This is a genomic window from Vibrio sp. Vb339 (assembly GCF_902751245.1).
GTDB lineage: Bacteria > Pseudomonadota > Gammaproteobacteria > Enterobacterales > Vibrionaceae > Vibrio > Vibrio coralliirubri.
Map to the genome: position 1 here is coordinate 76,443 of NZ_CADDIS010000008.1, position 16,023 is coordinate 92,465.

General features: G+C 46.3%; 17 protein-coding genes. 6 read left to right on the forward strand and 11 right to left on the reverse strand.

The window, feature by feature from the left end:
* The first annotated feature begins 193 nt into the window (after positions 1-193).
* Entirely contained in the window at positions 194-541 is a 348-nt protein-coding gene (locus tag HRQ85_RS23145) for a 5-carboxymethyl-2-hydroxymuconate Delta-isomerase (RefSeq protein ID WP_017061157.1), read from the forward strand.
* 45 nt (positions 542-586) lie between these two features.
* Complete coding sequence (locus tag HRQ85_RS23150; protein WP_048659188.1) at positions 587-1,015, forward strand: DUF805 domain-containing protein; 429 nt, start codon at positions 587-589, stop codon at positions 1,013-1,015.
* A gap of 62 nt (positions 1,016-1,077) precedes the next feature.
* Here HRQ85_RS23150 and HRQ85_RS23155 read toward each other — a convergent pair whose 3' ends face one another.
* The 3 genes from HRQ85_RS23155 to glpX all read right to left on the reverse strand — a co-directional run bounded on the left by HRQ85_RS23155 (position 1,078) and on the right by glpX (position 3,374).
* Entirely contained in the window at positions 1,078-1,425 is a 348-nt protein-coding gene (locus tag HRQ85_RS23155) for a DUF3135 domain-containing protein (RefSeq protein WP_123287409.1), read from the reverse strand.
* Positions 1,426-1,547: 122 nt separating this feature from the next.
* Positions 1,548-2,168 (reverse strand): helix-turn-helix transcriptional regulator, encoded by a 621-nt coding sequence (locus HRQ85_RS23160; protein WP_172380687.1) that lies wholly within the window; start codon positions 2,166-2,168, stop codon positions 1,548-1,550.
* 198 nt (positions 2,169-2,366) lie between these two features.
* Positions 2,367-3,374: a class II fructose-bisphosphatase gene (gene glpX, locus HRQ85_RS23165; protein ID WP_048605418.1), complete on the reverse strand. Its 1,008-nt coding sequence runs from the start codon at positions 3,372-3,374 to the stop codon at positions 2,367-2,369.
* 324 nt (positions 3,375-3,698) lie between these two features.
* On the opposite strand from glpX, the gene zapB reads away from it, so the two are divergent.
* The gene (gene zapB / locus HRQ85_RS23170; protein WP_008219652.1) at positions 3,699-3,941 is read left to right on the forward strand and encodes a cell division protein ZapB; all 243 of its coding nucleotides are present in this window, start codon (positions 3,699-3,701) and stop codon (positions 3,939-3,941) included.
* Between the two features lie 85 nt (positions 3,942-4,026).
* On the opposite strand, the gene rraA is transcribed toward zapB, so the two are convergent.
* The 7 genes from rraA to priA all read right to left on the reverse strand — a co-directional run bounded on the left by rraA (position 4,027) and on the right by priA (position 11,972).
* Positions 4,027-4,545: a ribonuclease E activity regulator RraA gene (rraA, locus tag HRQ85_RS23175; RefSeq protein ID WP_172380688.1), complete on the reverse strand. Its 519-nt coding sequence runs from the start codon at positions 4,543-4,545 to the stop codon at positions 4,027-4,029.
* A gap of 73 nt (positions 4,546-4,618) precedes the next feature.
* Entirely contained in the window at positions 4,619-5,536 is a 918-nt protein-coding gene (locus tag HRQ85_RS23180) for a 1,4-dihydroxy-2-naphthoate polyprenyltransferase (RefSeq protein ID WP_050619834.1), read from the reverse strand.
* Between the two features lie 155 nt (positions 5,537-5,691).
* On the reverse strand, positions 5,692-7,032 hold the full coding sequence (gene hslU / locus HRQ85_RS23185; RefSeq protein ID WP_048605412.1) for an HslU--HslV peptidase ATPase subunit: 1,341 nt from the start codon (positions 7,030-7,032) through the stop codon (positions 5,692-5,694).
* 58 nt (positions 7,033-7,090) lie between these two features.
* Positions 7,091-7,639 (reverse strand): ATP-dependent protease subunit HslV, encoded by a 549-nt coding sequence (gene hslV / locus HRQ85_RS23190; RefSeq protein ID WP_172380689.1) that lies wholly within the window; start codon positions 7,637-7,639, stop codon positions 7,091-7,093.
* A gap of 224 nt (positions 7,640-7,863) precedes the next feature.
* Positions 7,864-8,403, reverse strand: a complete 540-nt coding sequence (locus HRQ85_RS23195; protein WP_048605407.1) for an SPOR domain-containing protein — start codon at positions 8,401-8,403, stop codon at positions 7,864-7,866.
* Between the two features lie 122 nt (positions 8,404-8,525).
* Entirely contained in the window at positions 8,526-9,530 is a 1,005-nt protein-coding gene (gene cytR / locus HRQ85_RS23200; RefSeq protein ID WP_048605405.1) for a DNA-binding transcriptional regulator CytR, read from the reverse strand.
* 240 nt (positions 9,531-9,770) lie between these two features.
* Positions 9,771-11,972: a primosomal protein N' gene (gene priA / locus HRQ85_RS23205; RefSeq protein ID WP_050647096.1), complete on the reverse strand. Its 2,202-nt coding sequence runs from the start codon at positions 11,970-11,972 to the stop codon at positions 9,771-9,773.
* Between the two features lie 332 nt (positions 11,973-12,304).
* Between priA and rpmE the strand changes: the two genes are divergently transcribed.
* Together rpmE and HRQ85_RS23215 are read left to right on the forward strand one after the other, a co-directional pair.
* Entirely contained in the window at positions 12,305-12,523 is a 219-nt protein-coding gene (gene rpmE, locus HRQ85_RS23210; RefSeq protein ID WP_004737142.1) for a 50S ribosomal protein L31, read from the forward strand.
* Positions 12,524-12,856: 333 nt separating this feature from the next.
* On the forward strand, positions 12,857-14,146 hold the full coding sequence (locus tag HRQ85_RS23215) for a malic enzyme-like NAD(P)-binding protein (protein WP_017061144.1): 1,290 nt from the start codon (positions 12,857-12,859) through the stop codon (positions 14,144-14,146).
* A gap of 166 nt (positions 14,147-14,312) precedes the next feature.
* Here HRQ85_RS23215 and metJ read toward each other — a convergent pair whose 3' ends face one another.
* On the reverse strand, positions 14,313-14,633 hold the full coding sequence (gene metJ / locus HRQ85_RS23220; RefSeq protein ID WP_004415993.1) for a met regulon transcriptional regulator MetJ: 321 nt from the start codon (positions 14,631-14,633) through the stop codon (positions 14,313-14,315).
* Positions 14,634-14,841: 208 nt separating this feature from the next.
* On the opposite strand from metJ, the gene HRQ85_RS23225 reads away from it, so the two are divergent.
* Positions 14,842-16,023 (forward strand): O-succinylhomoserine (thiol)-lyase, encoded by a 1,182-nt coding sequence (locus HRQ85_RS23225; protein WP_017061143.1) that lies wholly within the window; start codon positions 14,842-14,844, stop codon positions 16,021-16,023.

A 16,023-nucleotide genomic window follows, 5' to 3' on the forward strand; every position in this document is an offset into this window, starting at 1 on the left:
GAAATAATATAACAGATTAATATCAACAGATCATGACTGTGGTCATGACTTTCTTGGATCTTACTCAATGGTCAGAGTAGATTTTGAGCATATATCAGTGATCCGGCAGACAGAATAATAGCTAACTTCTCGGATTTTTCATCGTTAGTTGTTATTAAGGGACAAACGATTGCGTTAACAACAGGAAGTAACAATGCCGAATCTAGTTCTAGAGTACTCCAATTCAGTGGATGAGCGAGTGAATATCCAAGGCTTACTGGAAGATCTCCACCAAGTCGCTCTCACATGTGGCTTGTTTGATGTGCCATCAGTGAAGTCTCGTTCACTGCGTTGCCATAATTGGTTGGTCGGTGATGAGGAAGATAGTGTAGACTTTATTCATATCAGCTTTGAGTTACTTTCGGGACGAACGGAAGAGCAAAAGCGAGAATTGTCACGATCGTTAATGCAGATCCTGCAAGAGCAAGCGAGTCATGTAAGAAGCTTAACGGTGAATATTCGTGATATGGATAAAAGTTGTTTTCAAAAAGTAATAAACTAACCATTGCTGCTGACTTTTAGCGGCGTATAAATTTGAGTATTTAAGATGTCGATGAAAGATTTACTGCTCTCTTTCAAGGGGAGAATTGGTCGTAAGACTTACTGGATTTGGAATATTTTCTACTACATAGCGATTACTGGTTTTGCTTCTGGTATCTCTGTGTTGTTCCCTGCTTATTCGTATATCCTGCTACCAATCTTCCTATTGATGCTTGTGATCCCAGATCTTGCGGTCACCGCTAAGCGCTGGCACGACCGCAATAAGTCGAATTACTGGCTATTGCTAAATGTGCCGCTAGTACTGGGTCGTTTAGCTTCGCCAATGGCTGCGACTACCACAGAGCCTGTATCGCCAATTCATATGGCGGCAACCGTCGCGGCATTAGTGTGTGGCTTATGGATTCTGATTGAGTGTGGCTTGTTGAAAGGCACAGAAGGCCGTAATGACTACGGCGAAGACCCATGTAAATATTGAACAGCGAATCAATAAGAAGGGAGCATTAGGCTCCCTTTTTTCTTTTTAATGCCTTGCTACTTTCAGTACATTTTAGGTTCGGTATTCGGCTTAAAAGGCACGACATTTTCAGGCAGAGATTCTTCAAAGCCGCTGCGCCCTTCGAGTGCATCTTGGAACTTACAGACCTGACAGCGCAACTCTTGCATGAGCACGACATTGGCATGGTGTGGGTTTTTACAGCGACTAACCACTAAGTCGATGTGACTTTGTTGAGCGCGAAGCCTACCTTGCATGGTCTCTGAAGCCGAACAAATCATCTGTTCGCACATCTCGTGTTTGAATTGATTGAATGCTTTCGGATCGCTTTTCGCGAGTTGGACAAGTTCATCAAAGGGTGGCAGTTTTTGAGCGGGTTGTGGATGCGCCATCATTCCTTCCTTAGCATTAAGCGTGTTTCATATGCTCTAAGCTTAAGAAAGAAATCTGTACAAATTTTAATCTATTTGTATTTTCTCAATATTGAGACGGTATTAGCCGATTACCTTTGCAATCAAAGGGCGGGTGTTAAGGTGTAAGTGCAGCGTCGTTCGCCAGCAATGATGTGCTCTGTACGGCTCACGTGGCACTCATCTTTTAGTAACTCAGTAAACACGTTGAGCTCAGATTGGCACAGGCTAGGGCAGCGAGTTGCAGCCTTACAGATAGGGCAGTGGTTCTCAATCAAGATGTAGTGATCATCATGCTCTTGAAGCTCAGCCATGTAGCCTTCGTTTTCACGAAGCTGGGTGAGTTTTTTAAGCTTGCTGATGAGTGAATCACAGCCAGACAGCGCAGTTTGATACTGCTTAAGAGTGTGTTGTTCACGCTCGGCAGCAACCTTAGCCAGCCCTTCTTTACCAAATAGATTCTCCACAGCATCAATCACTTGAATAGTGAGTTCACCATGTCGGTCTGTAAATTGGCTATGGCCTTGTTGAGTTAGGGACCAGTGGCGAGTCGGGCGACCCACCTTCACTTTCACATCATGAAACGCAAGAATACCGTCATCTTCCAGGCTTTGCAGATGTTGCCTTGCACCCATTGTCGTCATGCCAAATTCTTCTGACAGTTGTTTCGCGGTTACCGCGCCTTGACGCTTAATGGTCTGTAAGATTTTGTCGCTTGTTTTCATACTATCCCTACCTCATGAACCTTACTATTATGAGGCAAGGTGTTTATAAAGCAAACCATTTACTATATTGATAGTAATTTACCCGATAGATAGCGTTTTACTCTATTGGCAGCCATGGTGAGATTCTGGGGCGCTAATAAAACAAAAGGCTGATACTTGGTATCAGCCTTCGAATATTCTGTTTCACCGAGTTTTGGCTTACAGGATATGACCTACTACTTCTGGATCTTTACGCTCTAGGTAGTGGATAGATTTGATGCGGCGAATCGTACGGCAGCGGCCACGGATAAGCAGAGTTTCTGTGGTTGCGATATTGCCTTGACGAGAAATACCTTCTAGCAAGTCACCCTTAGTGATGCCTGTTGCTGAGAATACAACGTTGTCGCTGCGTGCCATGTCTTCCATCTTCAACACGATACCCGCCGTTACGCCCATTTCTGCGCAGCGCTCAAGTTCAAGTTCACCGTGCTTGCGGTTTTCTTCTGTGTCGCCTTTAACTTCATGACGAGGTAGAAGACGACCGTGCATGTCGCCGTCGAGTGCGCGAATTACCGCAGCTGAAACCACACCTTCAGGTGCGCCGCCGATGCAGTACATGACGTCTACTTCGCTGTCTGGCATACAGGTTAAGATAGAAGCCGCAACATCACCGTCTGGCACAGCAAATACACGAACGCCCATTGCTTGCATGTCGGCGATGATTTGATCATGACGAGGCTTAGCAAGTGTAGTTACGACTAGAGTATCGAGTGTTTTACCTAGTGCTTTAGCGATGTTTTCTAGGTTTTCTGTTAGTGGCAGTTCTAGGTCAATCACGCCTTTAGCGCCAGGGCCAACAACCAACTTTTCCATGTACATATCAGGTGCTTTAAGGAAGCTGCCTTTTTCGCCTGCCGCCAATACAGCCAATGCATTTGATTGGCCCATTGCTGTCATGCGTGTCCCTTCAATTGGGTCAACTGCGATGTCGACAGCGTCGCCGCCCACACCTACGTTTTCGCCGATGTACAGCATAGGTGCATCATCGATCTCACCTTCGCCGATAACAATCTCACCGCTAATTTCGGTTTTGTTTAATAGGCTACGCATTACTTCTACAGCAGCGCCATCTGCAGCGTTTTTATCGCCACGGCCAAGCCACTTGTAACCAGCTAGTGCTGCACCTTCTGTGACACGAGAGAATGACATTGCTAAATCGCGTTTCATGCGGACTCCAAAATTTTCAAAGGGGGAATAGAAATTTCGCGGCGAATTTTACCATATCCAAAAGGAAACGTTTGCCTTTTTGTTTTTTGGAGATTGCTCTCGATCAATTAGCAGTGGAAAACAGTTATTATTCATCAAAATAATCGGTTTGCCGTTGTGGTGGTAATCGTTCACGTCAATATTCGGTAAAAAGCGCTGTTTTTTTCATCGAATGGCGCAAAATATCGAATATATTGAGTGTTTATCCTTGCTCTGCTGAGTAGAATGGGGAAATAAGTGGAGTGAACCTTCACCATCAAACGGATAACTTAAAGGTAGGCCAGAATGTCTTTTGAAGTACTAGAGCAGCTAGAAGCAAAAATTCAAACAGCAGTAGATACAATTGCACTTCTTCAAATGGAAGTGGAAGAGCTTAAAGAAGAGAAACAAGCACTAGCAACAGAAGCTGGTGAGCTTAAAGCAAGCCGTCACGAGCTAGAGCAAAAAACTCAGCAAATGCAGGAAGAGCATTCAGCATGGCAAGATCGCATCCGTAACCTTCTTGGTAAAATGGATGAAGTAGAGTAATCGACTCTTCAGATTTAAAAAAACGCCCGCTACTCAGTAGCGGGCGTTTTTGTTTGTGTTCTTATGATTTGAAGCTGAGTGAGAGTTAATCGACCTCTTCTTCTTCAACATCCAGATCAAGTTCTACATCTAGAGGTTCGGCAGAAAGAATGATGCCGGTGTTGTCTGCGTAGAGGTAATCTTCTGGTAAGAAGGTCACGCTGCCAAAGTTCACTGGAACGTCTAATTCACCAACACCTTCTTGGCTCGCACCAACAGGGATAGAAGCCAAGGCTTGGATGCCTAGGTTCATGTCTTCAAGCTCATCGACTTCACGAACGCAGCCGTAAACCACAATCCCTTCCCACTCATTGTCTTCGGCAAGTAGGGCAATCTCAGCATCGATCAGCGCTTTACGCAGTGAGCCGCCACCATCGATTAACAACACACGCCCCAGACCGTCTTGCTCTAGTACAGAGCGAATTAAAGCGTTGTCTTCAAAACACTTTAATGTCGTGATCTGTCCTGCGAAGGATGCACGTCCACCGAAGTTGCTGAACATTGGCTCCACGACATCAACTTGATCCAAATATATGTCGCACAGTGCTGAAGTGTTGTATTCCATTAGTATACCTTTTGAACAATGAGCTTACTTTGAGTATATCGGCGCTTGATCCCTTTGCAATGATTAGTCTCATTTAACTCAATAGAGTTTGAGCTACGACAACCCCTGCAAACAATAGGTTAGTGACCAGTGAGCATTTCACAATCACAGGCATCATTGGTGCAATCTGCGCTGGCTTTTCGGTTTCCCAAACGGCTTTGCCATGCTTGTAAACAATAATAATGCTCAGCAAAAACGGCAGGCTGATCCAGACCGGTTTTTCTTGAATAAGCAGGTAGATAGCGAAAGACGCAAGGGCGAGACCAAGCAGAGCAAAATGATAGTGTTTGGCTTTGCGTTGTCCAAGGCGAACCGCCATGGTGCGCTTACCGCATTCGCTGTCATTTTCGATATCACGCATGTTGTTGATATTGAGTACCGCAACCGCCATCAAGCCACAGCCCAATGCCGGAAGGAATAGGCTTGGTTCAACATGGCCAGTGTGCAAGAAGTAAGTCCCTGAAACACCTAACAAACCAAAGAAGATAAACACCGACAAGTCGCCAAGGCCGATATAGCCATAAGGCTTATTACCGACGGTGTAAGCGATAGCTGCAATAATGGCTAATACGCCTAACGCAATGAAAGATAAGATACTTTCAATCGAGGTTAAGGCATGAAAAATAAGAATCAGCCCAGCGACCATGGTAAACACGATGTTGAGGATGATGGCTTGCTTCATGGTTTTCGCCGTCACCGCACCAGATTGCATGGCACGTGTTGGCCCCAGACGATTTTCGTTGTCTGTGCCTTTTACGGCGTCGCCATAGTCATTGGCTAGGTTCGACAGAATCTGTAATAGGGTGGCGGTTAAAAATGCCAGTAGGGCTATCGATAAAGAAAACTGACCACCGGCGAACGCTAAACTACTTCCTGTAAGAATAGAGACAAGTGCGAGAGGCAGAGTTTTTGGTCGTGCGGCATCAAGCCAGATCAGTAGAGATTGTTTCATCGTAGGTCTAATTCTTTGTAAGTCTTCGTTTCATACTGTGATTTGAGTATACGCCCATTTTTCGGGTAATAAAAAGCCCACTCGAAAGTGGGCCTTGAATTCGCTTATTAGCTGCTATTTCTTTGAGATAGAGCAATAAGTTGGAGTTTCGTGTGCTACAGGATGAAACGGCTTAGGTCTTCGTCTTCAACGAATTCGCCAAGTTTCGATGTTACGTAAGCTTCATCAATCACTAGCTTGCTGCCAGCTTTGTCTGTTGCTTCGAATGAAATCTCATCCATTAGACGCTCCATCACCGTGTGTAGACGACGTGCACCGATGTTCTCAGTGGTTTCGTTTACGCGCCATGCTGCGTCAGCAATCTGATTGATGCCATCTTCAGTGAACTCAATGCTGACATCTTCTGTTTTCATCAGGGCAATATATTGCTCTGTTAGAGATGCTTTTGGTTCCGTCAGGATACGTTTGAAGTCATGTGCTGATAGTGCTTCAAGTTCTACGCGGATTGGTAGACGACCTTGCAGTTCAGGGATCAGGTCAGATGGCTTAGCCACTTGGAATGCGCCTGATGTGATAAACAAGATGTGGTCAGTTTTAACCATGCCGTGCTTGGTTGATACTGTGCTGCCTTCGATAAGAGGCAGTAGATCACGCTGAACACCTTCGCGAGATACGTCTGGGCCAGAGCTGTCGCCACGCTTACAGATTTTGTCGATCTCATCGATGAATACGATGCCGTTGTTTTCAGCGTTGAAGATCGCGTTCTCTTTTAGCTCTTCTTGATTCACAAGCTTTGAAGCTTCTTCTTCCGTCAGTGCTTTGAATGCGTCTTTGATTTTCATCTTACGCTTTTTCTTGGTGTCGCCTGCTAGGTTTTGGAACATGCCTTGCAGCTGGTTTGTCATCTCTTCCATGCCTGGAGGTGACATGATTTCAACGCCCATTTGCGGCGCGGCTACATCAACTTCGATCTCTTTGTCGTCTAGCTTACCTTCACGCAGTTTCTTGCGGAAAATCTGACGAGTGTTTGAAGATGTGGTGTCTTCAGTTGATTGCTCGTTCTGACCCCAAGCATCACGTGCTGGTGGTAGAAGGGCATCAAGAATACGTTCTTCAGCTTGTTCTTCAGCGCGGTATTGTACTTTTTCCATCGCTTGTTGGTGTGTCATCTTGATTGCAACGTCCGTTAGATCACGGATGATGGTCTCTACTTCTTTACCAACGTAGCCAACTTCGGTGAACTTAGTCGCTTCTACCTTGATGAAAGGCGCGTTTGCTAGTTTCGCTAGACGGCGAGCAATCTCAGTTTTACCGACACCCGTTGGGCCAATCATTAGGATGTTCTTTGGTGATACTTCAACACGCAGGCTTTCTTCAAGCTGCATACGACGCCAGCGGTTACGCAGAGCGATAGCCACTGAACGCTTAGCGTTGTCTTGGCCGATAATGTGGCGATTGAGTTCGTGAACAATTTCGCGAGGAGTCATCTCAGACATGGTTTTTCCTTAATTCTTTAATCACTGTTGAATACAACGTTATTGATGGAAGCGGTCGTTACTCTGGCTTTGGCAGCTCAACGGTGCTTTCTAGTTCTTCAATAGTGTGGTGATGGTTGGTGAATACACAGATATCGCCTGCAATGTTCAGCGACTTTTCTGCGATTTCACGCGCATCTAAATCAGTATTTTCTAATAGTGCAGTAGCTGCTGCTTGAGCGAAGTTACCGCCCGAACCGATCGCAATCAGGTCGTTCTCTGGTTGAACTACGTCACCGTTACCTGTGATGATCAGTGAAGCGGTCTCATCCGCTACTGTTAACAGTGCTTCTAACTTACGTAGAGCACGGTCGCTACGCCAATCCTTCGCTAGCTCAACGGCAGCTTTGGTCAGGTGGCCTTGGTGCATTTGCAGCTTGCTTTCAAATTTTTCGAATAGCGTGAAAGCATCAGCAGTACCGCCAGCAAAACCTGCCAGTACTTTGTTGTTGTATAGGCGACGTACTTTACGGGCATTGCCCTTCATTACAGTATTGCCTAGAGATACTTGTCCATCACCCGCGATGACGACTTTATTATTACGACGTACAGATACAATGGTAGTCACGAGTAGGGCCTCTTAATATTTCTTATCTTTGGGTATAAAAAGTATATGAGGATGGTGCTCGGATAATTCAAGGAAGGGTGGGTGATGTCGTGCAAACTTATCGGCGGAAGTTGTAAGGAAATTTGGTTAAAGGGGAGGGGGATAAAAGAAAACCTCCACAATGGGAGGCTTTCGGTGTTTGTTTTCGGCTTTTACTAAGATAGATACTGCCGCTGAACTTAAAACTAATCGGTGTCTTTCCAAATAGCACAAGGTTCGATTTTCGCTCGTTGCAGCTTATGGCGATCGCGTTCTGCGTCACGCTTTAACTTGTATGGTCCTAGAACCACACGGTACCAGCTACTGCCATCTTTCTTGCGGATCTCACTTGAGATACCTTGGAAGGCAATATCCAACTTACGTGCTTCTGCCTGCGACGAGGTTTTGTAAGCGCCACACTGCATGATGTAAGGGATCTTAGAGATCTGTTGCTCTTTGGCTTTTACCTCAATCTCGCGGCTTGGTAGCGTTTCAACGTAGTCCCACTTCTCTTCAGGAGGCGGCGGAATCACTTTCGCTGGTTTTGGCTTAGGTTTTGGTTTGGTTGCCACAGGCGTTGGTGCTGGCGGCTCAGGATCATTACTCAATAGGTAAAGTCCGTAACCAAAACCACCGGCAAGGAGGATCGCCAAAAGACCACTGCGCCAAGGTTTACGGCGAGGGGCTTGTTTTTTGGTCGGTTTTTTCGTGCCACGACCACGCTTTACATAATCTCTATTAGCCACAAGACAATTCAATAGTTGCTGATTCTGCCCTCATGGTAATCCAGATTGCGCGAGGATAATAGTGCAGAAATGGAAGCGGCACATCAAAATGTGCCGCAGATTTATAAGGGTATTTCTGAGGGTTACATTCGAGGTGGCGCTGTACTGCCTCGAACCACTAATTTAGCTTCAAGCAGACGCGAACCTGCTTGCACATCGTTGCCCTTCAATAGATCAAGCATCATCAACATCGCTTGGCGTCCAATCTCATAACGAGGCTGAGAAATAGTGGTTAGCGGTGGATCGCAGTATTGAGCGAATTGGATGTCATCGAAGCCGACAATCGATAGGTCTTGAGGAACGCGCAAGCCCAGCTTCTTCGTTTCTTGAATCGCACCAATCGCCATCGCATCGTTGTGACAGAAAATAGCGGTTGGCTGTTCAGGCAGAGCCAGCAATTGACGAACCGCTTGAGCGCCCGCTTCAAAGGTGAAGTCACCAACCGTGCTGTAGGCTGGATTCATAGAGACTCCAGCGCGGCGCAGTGCTTGTTGGTAGCCTTGTTGGCGGAACTTACACAGCGTTGCCGATACGGGGCCTGAGATTTGAGCAATACGTTTATGACCTAACTGAGCGAGGTAGTTAACCGCTTCAAAGGCAGAGGTCAGGTTATCGATGTGTACCGTAGGCAGTTCAAGCTCAGGGGCAAACTCACATGCCATTACCATCGGCGGTAAATTCTTTTGTTCAGGCTTGCTGACATCAAACGGATGGTCAGTGCCCAGCAGAAGCATGCCGTCGGCTTGTTTGGTGAAAACTAAGTTAACAAATGAAGACTCGCGCTTCTTTTGCTGGCCGCTATCACCCAGTAGAACAAGGTAATCATTTTCTACTGCGGCATCTTCGATACCACGAATGATCTCGGCGAAATAAGGGTCACAGATATCAGGAACAATAGTGATGATGGTTTTTGATTCGTTGCGACGTAAGTTTCTAGCTAATGTATTGGGTGAGTATCCAGCTTCAAGTACTGCTGTTTCCACTCGTTTGCGAGTCGAAACTGAGACTTTTTCAGGGTTCATCAATGCACGTGATACCGTGGCTGTTGAGACGCCTGCTAGCTGGGCAACATCCTTCATTGTCGCCATAAATTAAACCCTCTTTTAAGTTCCTTTGTCGCCTAAGTATATAAGGCGTGAATAATAAATGTAATCGAATAGATATTATGAAAGTGTTGCTAACACTTTTTTTATTGCAATATTTTATTCGTTTAATCCGTGTAAAGTTACGGCTAGATTAACAAAAATCACATGACTAGTGTGAAGTTGCTCACGAGAAATATGAAATATTTGTGAACAAACTTATCATTAGTTTTAACCCAAGTGGGTTTAGCTCAAATCTTGCGGCTCAATATCGAGTGACCAGCGAACTTTTTTCGCAGCAGGTAACATATTGATGGCCGGCTTGGCACTCATTAATAGCTTCTGCATTAACGAGCGCGTCTGAGTTTGTAAGATTAACTGCCAGCGCGATTTGCCCGCCCGTTTTGCTAACGGAGCCGGAGTTGGCCCTAACACCATGCAATATTGGTCAAACAGTGGATGTGATTCCAATGTGTGACGGACCTGACGCAAGAACTCTTCCACCAAGCGGGTGTCATTCGCTTCTGCTCTAAACAGCGTCATAAAGGTATAGGGCGGTAACATTGCCTGCTTACGCTCTGCCAGTGCCGTCTGAGCAAAATGGTTGTAGTCTTTGTGTAGCAAGGCTTGCAGCAACCCATGTTCTGGATGGTGGGTCTGTAAGATCACCTCTCCGGGCTTGCTAGCACGACCTGCGCGTCCCGCTACTTGGATGAATAGCTGGGCAAGACGTTCAGACGCTCGGAAGTCACTGCTATATAAAGAGCCATCCACATCCAATAACGCCACAAGTGTCACGTCAGGGAAATGGTGACCCTTAGCAAGCATCTGCGTGCCGATAAGAATTTGGAATTCACCCTTACGAATCGACTCTAGTGCGCTTTCTAAGCTGCCTTTACGGCGGGTGCTGTCGCGGTCAATACGAATGGTTTTGTATTCCGGGAATAGTTGGCCAAGCTGAGCTTCTAACTGCTCGGTACCGACACCCACTGTCACCAAGTTTGCAGACCCACAACCTTGGCAGTTGTGCACGATATGCTGCTGAGAGCCGCAGTGGTGGCAGCGCATCTCATTGCTGTATTGGTGATAGGTGTAGTAAGCATCACAACGTTTACATTCGGCAGTCCAACCACAATCGTGACACATCAATGCCGGAGAAAACCCTCGGCGATTGAGGAACAGCATCACTTGGTTGCCAGCTTTGAGGTGTCTTTGCATCTCTGCAATTAACGACGCAGACAAACCACTTTCTAGATATTCACCTTTAACATCCAACACCTTATTGGTGGTCGGCAGTGCGACACCCGCACGTGAAGTCAGGGTGAGATAACTGTATTTGCCGATCTGAGCGTTGTGCAGTGTTTCAAAGGCCGGAGTCGCCGAGCCTAAAACGACTGGAATCTGCGCTTTATGAGCACGCATGATCGCCACATCGCGAGCGTGGTAGCGCAGGCTATCTTGTTGTTTATAAGACGCGTCGTGCTCTTCATCGACAATGATAATGCCTAGGTCAGCAAATGGCGTGAACAGAGCCGAACGGGTACCAATTACGATGCCCGCTATTTTATCGCGCGCCGATAACCAAGCATTCAGTCGCTCAGAATCGTTTAAACCTGAGTGGATAACCTCAACAGGCACATTAAAGCGTCGCTTAAAGCGGTTAATCGTTTGAGGGGTGAGACCAATTTCAGGCACGAGCACTAACGCTTGTTTACCTTGGTCGAGAATCGGCTTAATCATATTCAGGTAAACCTCGGTCTTACCTGAGCCAGTAACGCCCTCTAACAGGAAGCAACCAAAGTCGGTTTGGCTATTTACGGTCGCAATCGCGATGGCTTGTTCGGCATTGAGCTTAGGTTTGTCTTGGTCGTTTTCAAGATCAACTGGCCACGGCTGACGTTTCGGCTTTTTCTCTACCGATTCAATCCAGCCTTTCTCTTCTAGCGTTTTGAGTACGGCGCTGCCAACTTCTTCATCAATGAACTCTTGATGAGGAACCGGGCCGTGCTCAAGCATGTGCATTACTTTGGCTTGCTTTACCGCGCGACCAAAACCTTGCATCAGTTGGTCTTTGCCAGATGGCGTTAACTGCCACTCAACCAGCGTCGCGAAGTCGGCGGCTTTGCCTTTTCTTAGAGCGCTCGGAAGGGCGTTAGCAAAGGTTTCGCCAAGAGGGTACTGATAAAATTGACTGCACCACATTAACAGTGAATAGACAGATTCCGGCCAAACAGGCTGATTGTCTAACAAGGCTTTAATGGGTTTGAGCTTGTCTAGCTCGAATTCAGATTCGTTAACCAGAGCCGTGACAATACCGGTTAAGGTTTGTCGTCCAAAAGGCACAGAGACTCGTCCACCAATAATCGGAAATAGGTGGCTTGGAATCTTGTAATCGAACTGCTTGTCGAGTGGAACCGGCAGTGCCACGCGGGCAATCATTGGACGCATAAAGGGACGGCTTTATCTGAGTTGACGAGAGCGAACAGTCTAAAGGATAAGGCGGTTAAATTCGAGAAGCAGTTTGGATGAAGGCGGCGAGTTAGCGTATACCGACAACGACAGCCCGAAATCTCAGGCCGATAAAGGAAATAAAGAGAGAATTGGTGAAAAATGTATCAAATCGGTTGATCCTGCCTTATAGATTCATTACTATACTGCGCCTTAAAGGTATGGCTTCATCACTCTTTTGTGTCGATGCGGTGTCTTTATTTCTTTTTTTAAACTACGTGTGGTGTGCGGCTTAGAATCGTATAGCGACACGGCCTACTTGAGGTTATCCCATGAAAGCTGGAATCCACCCAGAATACAAAGCAGTTACTGCAACTTGTTCTTGCGGCAACACATTTGAGTTCAACTCAACGCTAGCAAAAGAATCAATCCACCTAGACGTATGTGATAAATGTCACCCGTTCTACACTGGTAAGCAACGTATCGTAGATACTGGCGGCCGTGTTGATCGCTTCAACAAGCGTTTCGGTGCTCTTTCTAGCAAGAAGTAATTCTCGCTATTTAGACATGAAAAAGGACACTTCGGTGTCCTTTTTTGTTGCCTGCAATTTGAGAAAGCACTGACTTTCATTCAAGCTTCAATCCCGCCTAACGATAAGTTTCCGACCTTTCTATTGCAGGGCAATTCCTTGCGTATCTCTCTGCACCAAAATTCAGCTCGAAAGTTCAACAAGCGATAGTAATTTCAACTGCTCACTGGTCTTATTAGTAGTGAAATCTCGTTTTTTAATGAGACAGAGGCTTCAACCACCTAGGAACTTTGAAGTACATCCATTAACATGAACAAGATCCCCCAAATAATAATATCCTAGGAACCTACACCTATGTCTGAAGACAGCAGCCAAGCTCAATCCTCTCAAGAATTATCACCTCAAGAACAATTCCGTCAGCAAGCTCTTGATTACCATGAGTTCCCAATTCCAGGCAAAATTGCCGTAGAACTGACGAAGCCTGCAAACTCTGCAGAAGACCTAGCACTTGCATACAGCCCAGGCGTGGCTGAGCCTGTTCGCGAGATCGCACAGAACGTTGATAACGTTTATAAGTACACAGGTAAAGGCAACATGGTTGCAGTTATCTCTAACGGTACAGCGATTCTTGGCCTAGGTAACCTTGGCCCTATTGCCTCTAAACCAGTTATGGAAGGTAAAGCGCTCCTGTTTAAGCGTTTTGCTGGTTTAGATTCTATCGATATTGAAGTAAAACACCGCACAATCGATGAGTTCGTTGATACGGTTGCGAATATTGCAGATACATTCGGCGGTATTAACCTAGAAGACATCAAAGCACCAGACTGTTTTGAGATTGAACGTCGCCTGATTGAACGTTGTGATGTTCCGGTATTCCACGATGACCAACACGGTACAGCGATTGTAACTGCAGCGGGTATGCTGAACGCGATCGAGCTTCAAGGTAAGAAACTTGAAGAGTGTAAGATCGTTTGTTTAGGTGCTGGCGCAGCAGCGGTTGCTTGTATGGAACTGCTGATTAAGTGTGGCGCTCAGCGTGAAAAAATCTACATGCTTGACCGTAAAGGTGTGATCCACACTCGTCGTGATGACCTAAACGAATACAAAGAGCTGTTCGCAAATAACACTGACAAGCGCACGCTTGAAGATGTTATCGAAGGCGCTGACCTGTTCTTGGGTGTATCGGGTCCTAACCTACTGCCTGCTGAAGCACTAACGCTGATGGCTGATAAGCCTGTTGTGTTTGCATGTTCAAACCCAGATCCAGAGATCAAGCCTGAGCTTGCACACGAAGTTCGTTCTGACCTAATCATGGGTACAGGCCGTAGTGATTACCCTAACCAAGTAAACAACGTACTTTGTTTCCCATTCATTTTCCGTGGTGCACTAGACGTGCGTGCGAGCGAAATCAATGACGAAATGAAGCTGGCGGCGGTTAAAGCGATTCGTGAACTAGCGAAAGAAGAAGTTCCAGCTGAAGTACTAGCAGCTGCGGGCGAGACTGCACTGGAGTTCGGTAAGGGTTACATCATTCCTAAGCCAATGGACCCACGTCTACTTCCTCGCGTAGCACGAGCAGTTGCGGAAGCGGCTGTTGAATCTGGCGTAGCTCGTATCGAGATGCCTGCTAACTATATGGCTTAATAGCTGTTGCTCTATTGAGCGAAAAAGGATAATAAAAAACCGACTCATCTGGAGTCGGTTTTTTTATGTCTATCATTCACAGCGCAGTCATAAAAACGCAATGCGTGATGTGATAAATAGGGTCAGCTATAGCGAATCAATAATGAAGGCAGTGACTGAGTTGTTTTTATTCTTCGTCAAACGCTTCGAACTCGATACCCATTTCTGTCATCAGTTTTTTCACTTCAGCAGGGATATCGTCAGGACGATCTTTACGAAGGTCTTCATCCGTTGGTAGTGGTTGGCCTGTGTACGCATGTAGAAAGGCTTCGCACAGTAGCTCACTGTTTGTTGCATGGCGTAGGTTATTAATCTGGCGGCGAGTACGCTCGTCAGTAAGAACCTTTAACACTTTTAGAGGGATAGAAACTGTAATTTTCTTTACTTGTTCGCTTTTCTTTCCATGCTCAGCATATGGGCTTATGTATTCACCATTCCAGTCGGCCATTGCGTACCTTCATCACTTTAGTTGTTAGAATAAATTAATAGTGGTGATTTTAGCGGGATTTACTGCCATAAGCAAAGACATATAGACGTCTAGAAGTGTTGACGTCTCACGTTTATGAAAGTAAAGTGAATAACATATATCTAACACAGCCGCAAAATGCCGACAAGCAGCTGTGATTCTCAGACGCAAAACTTGTAAGGAAGCACCTATGAGCAGCCGGAAGCCAGCAACAATCGCAGTACGTACTGGTATCGAGTCAGACACGCAACACCATGCCGTTGTCCCACCCATTTATCTTTCGACTAACTATGGGTTTCCCGCTTTTGGTGAAGTGCCAAAGTACGATTACACCCGTTCTGGTAACCCAAACCGCGGTTTATTAGAGACGGCACTGTTTGAGCTTGAATCAGGCAAAGGCGCGGTTGTGACTAACTGCGGTACTTCGGCGCTTAACTTATGGGTTTCGGCTTTCTTAGGCGGCGATGATCTTATTATTGCACCGCACGACTGCTACGGCGGTACTTACCGTCTGTTTAACACTCGCTCGCTAAAAGGTGACTTCAAAGTTCTGTTCGTTGATCAATCGGATCAAGCGGCACTGGATGCGGCGATCGCGCTTAAGCCAAAGTTGATCTTAATTGAAACCCCATCGAATCCACTGGTTCGTGTGGTTGATATTGCAGAAACTTGCCGCAAAGCGAAAGAGGTTGGTGCTCTGGTTGCTGTCGACAACACGTTTTTGACACCTGTGTTCCAAAAGCCTTTAGAGCTGGGTGCGGATTTTGTTATCCACTCTACAACCAAGTACATCAATGGACACTCAGATGTCATTGGTGGAGTTGTCGTCACTAAGACAGAAGAGCACGCTGAAGAGCTAGCATGGTGGGGCAACTGTATTGGTGCGACCGGCACACCATTTGATAGCTACATGACTTTACGTGGTATTCGTACGCTAGGTGCGCGTATGCGAGTTCACGAAGAAAGCTCACGTGAGATTCTAGCGTCTCTGCAGCAACAAGATCTCGTCGGCACTATTTACCACCCAAGCCTTCCTGAACATCCGGGTCATGATATCGCGAAGAAACAGCAATCGGGCTTTGGCTCAATGCTCAGCTTTGAGTTTGCGGGCTCATTCGAGGCGCTTAAATACTTTGTTGATAAGTTAGAGCTGTTTTCTTTGGCAGAATCATTGGGCGGTGTTGAAAGCCTGATTTGTCACCCTGCGTCGATGACTCACCGCGCGATGGGCGAAGAAGCATTAGCAGAAGCGGGTGTTTCTCAGCAACTACTGCGTCTATCTGTTGGCCTGGAAGATGCAGAAGACCTAATCGATGACCTCAAGCAAGCGTTTGAAAGAACACAGCGCTTTATCGCTGAAGGGGAGGGTTAA

Excerpts from the sequence above, each read along its gene's own strand:
- HRQ85_RS23150 (WP_048659188.1), top strand. The coding sequence starts at position 587 with ATGTCGATGAAAGATTTACTGCTCTCTTTCAAGGGGAGAATTGGTCGT.
- zapB (WP_008219652.1), top strand. The coding sequence starts at position 3,699 with ATGTCTTTTGAAGTACTAGAGCAGCTAGAAGCAAAAATTCAAACAGCA.
- metJ (WP_004415993.1), bottom strand. The coding sequence starts at position 14,633 with ATGGCCGACTGGAATGGTGAATACATAAGCCCATATGCTGAGCATGGA.
- HRQ85_RS23155 (WP_123287409.1), bottom strand. The coding sequence starts at position 1,425 with ATGGCGCATCCACAACCCGCTCAAAAACTGCCACCCTTTGATGAACTT.
- cytR (WP_048605405.1), bottom strand. The coding sequence starts at position 9,530 with ATGGCGACAATGAAGGATGTTGCCCAGCTAGCAGGCGTCTCAACAGCC.
- HRQ85_RS23225 (WP_017061143.1), top strand. The coding sequence starts at position 14,842 with ATGAGCAGCCGGAAGCCAGCAACAATCGCAGTACGTACTGGTATCGAG.
- rraA (WP_172380688.1), bottom strand. The coding sequence starts at position 4,545 with ATGGAATACAACACTTCAGCACTGTGCGACATATATTTGGATCAAGTT.
- priA (WP_050647096.1), bottom strand. The coding sequence starts at position 11,972 with ATGCGTCCAATGATTGCCCGCGTGGCACTGCCGGTTCCACTCGACAAG.
- hslU (WP_048605412.1), bottom strand. The coding sequence starts at position 7,032 with ATGTCTGAGATGACTCCTCGCGAAATTGTTCACGAACTCAATCGCCAC.
- HRQ85_RS23180 (WP_050619834.1), bottom strand. The coding sequence starts at position 5,536 with ATGAAACAATCTCTACTGATCTGGCTTGATGCCGCACGACCAAAAACT.
- HRQ85_RS23145 (WP_017061157.1), top strand. The coding sequence starts at position 194 with ATGCCGAATCTAGTTCTAGAGTACTCCAATTCAGTGGATGAGCGAGTG.
- HRQ85_RS23215 (WP_017061144.1), top strand. The coding sequence starts at position 12,857 with ATGTCTGAAGACAGCAGCCAAGCTCAATCCTCTCAAGAATTATCACCT.
- glpX (WP_048605418.1), bottom strand. The coding sequence starts at position 3,374 with ATGAAACGCGATTTAGCAATGTCATTCTCTCGTGTCACAGAAGGTGCA.
- HRQ85_RS23160 (WP_172380687.1), bottom strand. The coding sequence starts at position 2,168 with ATGAAAACAAGCGACAAAATCTTACAGACCATTAAGCGTCAAGGCGCG.
- rpmE (WP_004737142.1), top strand. The coding sequence starts at position 12,305 with ATGAAAGCTGGAATCCACCCAGAATACAAAGCAGTTACTGCAACTTGT.